Annotated in this window: 2 pseudogenes; one reads left to right on the forward strand and one right to left on the reverse strand. The window is 65.4% G+C overall.

Going from position 1 to position 3,175, the window contains the following annotated elements:
* Positions 1-2,429: pseudogene (locus tag AC1DX0_RS33550) on the reverse strand (autotransporter outer membrane beta-barrel domain-containing protein); the annotation flags it as partial.
* A gap of 552 nt (positions 2,430-2,981) precedes the next feature.
* Here AC1DX0_RS33550 and AC1DX0_RS33555 point away from each other — a divergent pair.
* Positions 2,982-3,175, forward strand: a pseudogene (locus AC1DX0_RS33555) (hypothetical protein); the annotation flags it as partial.

Here is a 3,175-nt window from a genome sequence, read left to right on the forward strand (position 1 = left end):
ACCATAGCCGAAGACCGTTCGCGCGTGGTGGTGACGGAGCCGCCATTGTCGGTGATCTTGACCGCGCCGGCATCGCCGGCGACGCCGCCGCTGCCGCCAATGCCGACGGAGGCCGCCAGACCGAGGCCGCCGACGAAGCTGCCATTGCCGCCACCGCCGCCGATCGACTGGACCAGGATGCCGATCGAATCGGCGCCTCCCGTTTTGACGACCGAATTGTCCGTGAAGAAGCTTGCGGCAAGCGCCTTGCCGCCGCCAGCGCCACTGCCACCCACGCCGACGTTGACACCGGCGCTGCCGCTGATCACCGCGCCACCATTGCCGCCGCCACCGCCGATGGATTGCACGATGATGCCGCCGGAACGGTCGCCGGATGTCGTCACGCTGCCATTGGAGCGGGCATCGACGATACCGCCTTCGCCAGCCGCGCCGCCGCTGCCGCCGACGCCTACCGAGACAATCCCCGAGACCGCAACGGAGAAGCCGCCATTGCCACCGCCGCCGCCCACCGACTGGACGATGATGCCGGCCGAATCCGCAGCATGCGTGGTGACGGTGGACTGTGTGCCGTTGAAGGTGACGGCATCGCCATTGCCGCCGCCGGCACCTTTCCTGCCGATGCCGACGCTGACGCCGGCGCTGCCTGCTACCGAACCACCACCATTGCCGCCGCCGCCGCCGATCGACTGTGCGATGATGCCGACGGAGCGATCCTGGAACGTTTCGACGCTGCCGCCGGTCGTCATGTTGACGGTGCCACCCTTGCCACCCGGACCGCCTTCACCGCCGACGCCAACCGAGACAAGCGCGGAGATAGCCAAGGCAAAGCCGCCATTGCCGCCACCGCCGCCCACCGATTGCGTCAGAATGCCGGTTGAATCGCCTCCGTTGGTGGTCACGTGTGACGTGCCGACATTGTAGATGACGTTGCCACCGGCACCGCCCGCGCCGCCCTTGCCGCCGATCGAGGCCGAGACAACGCCGCTGACCGTGTAGCTGCCGCCGCCATTGCCGCCGCCGCCGCCAACCGATTGCGTCAGGATGCCGATAGCCGAGTTTCCATGTGTTTCCACTGTCGGGCCGGCTGCTGCCTGCTGGACGTTGACATCGCCGCCATTGCTGGCTGCACCGCCGGAACCGCCAACGCCAACCGCGACCACAGGGCCACCGGCGATGGCGAAACCGCCATTGCCGCCGCCGCCGCCGATCGACTGGATGACGATGCCGATCGCACCGTCACCGCTGCCGTCGGCGCCGGTCTTGATGGAGCCGCCCAGATTGCCGAAGACGCTGCCGCCCTTGCCGCCACCACCGCCGGAGCCGCCAAGAGCGATCGATCCGATCGCGCCGCCGCCGTCGCCACCACCGCCGCCAACCGACTCCACAAGCATGCCGATCGCGCCGACGCCGTTGGTCGTGATCGAACCCGTGTTGGTGCCGGTGGCGGTGCTGCCATTGTTTCCGTCAGCGCCCGAACCGCCGCCGCCAAAGAGGCCGAAGGCTCCACCACCATCGCCACCACCGCCGCCGACAGACTGGACAACCATGCCGCTGGCGAAGTCACCCATCGTGGTGATATTTCCGGAATTGGTACCGTCCGCCGTGCCGCCAACGGTCGGCACGCCGCCATTGCCGCCGCCGCCATCGATCAGACCGCCGCCGTCAGCCCCATCACCGCCGACGCCGCCAGCGGACCGTACGAGCATTCCCTTCGAGAAGGTGCCCTGCGTGTTGATTGTGCCGGCGTTGTTCGCCGAAGCAGGCCCGCCATAACCGCCGGCGCCGCCATTGCCGCCATTGCCACTTCCGATGGCGCCGGAGAAGCCGCCATCGCCACCGTTGCCGCCATCCGAAATGGAGCTTATGCCGTTCGAGAGATTTCCGGTCGTTGTTATGGTGCTGCTTGCAGTCGTGGTGACCGTCGCCGTGCCGCCATTGCCGCCGCGGCCGCCATTGCCGCCATCCGACAGGCCCAATGCGGCGGCAAAGCCGGCGTCGCCGCCGTTACCGCCGCTGGCATTGGCACTGATGCCGTCCGCGGAACCGCCGGAGGTCTGCAGCACGGCGGTATTGGTGATGTCGACGGTGCCGCCCGGGCCACCGTCCCCGCCGCTGCCGCCCTTCAATTCGACAAAGGGAGGGATCGCGGTGAAGTGCACCACCGTACCGCCGTCACCGCCTTTGCCGCCCCGTGCGGTGCCGACAAAAGCGCTCGTTCCGACGGTCGAGATGGGATCGTTGTTGGTGAAAGTTGAATTGCCGCCGGGGTCGCCCGTATGGCCGTCCGAACTGCCGAAAGCGTCAGCACCATCGTCGCCAGGTGCGCCGTCATGGTTGATCACGACCTGTGCGTGGCCAGGGGTCACGTTCAGGACGGCAAAACCGGTCAGTGCCGTGGCGCCAAGCAAAAGCGTCAGCCGGGCAGCCAAAACCGCCGAGCGACGGTTTCCAGCCTTGGTAGATGTTGCAATCAGGGGAAGTCGACATCTCCCCATAGTCGACGTGGTGGCACAGTGTTCGGCCGCTCCGCCGGTGAAATCAAGGCAACCCAAAGTACGCTTTGAAAACAAAGCCATGCACTTACCCCCTTTTGGGCAGCGCTCTCAATCCCTCCTTGAGTTAGACGCCCCCACCCCGTTACCCCACGCAATAAAATGCCGGCACTTCGCAATAAGGCTCAATGCAGGAGGCCAGCATATCCGCAGTCCCACTTGCGCAGTGCTGGCTCAATTAGACTACACTAACTTGTGCCAGTTGAAATCGAAAACTTACGTAAGGGACACTGACCAAAGCCGTCAGTCATTCATAGTCGTCATATGACGGCAATTTGCGCCGCGGGCCGGATGGCCAGGACGGGGCGGGCATGATTGATTTGAAGGCGACCGATATGCGGCCATGGCATCGCCGGACGAACACCCTATATATCGGCAATGAGCAGGATTTTTCGCAGGAATAGGCCAATATCGGAGCGTCGGTCGCCGATGGGTCTTGCATTGGCGGTGATGGCCGCGGCTTTCGTGGCCTGCTTTGCGCTGCCGGCTTCCGCGCAGGTGCTCAATCCCTCTGCCAGAAGTAACGCTTTGATCCAGCAGAACGATCTGCAGACCTTGCAGAACCGGGTGCAGCGGCAGCAATTTCAGCAGCAGCAACAGCAGTACCGCGCCCAGGACCGGGT

The organism is Mesorhizobium sp. P3_A9 (assembly GCF_056402975.1).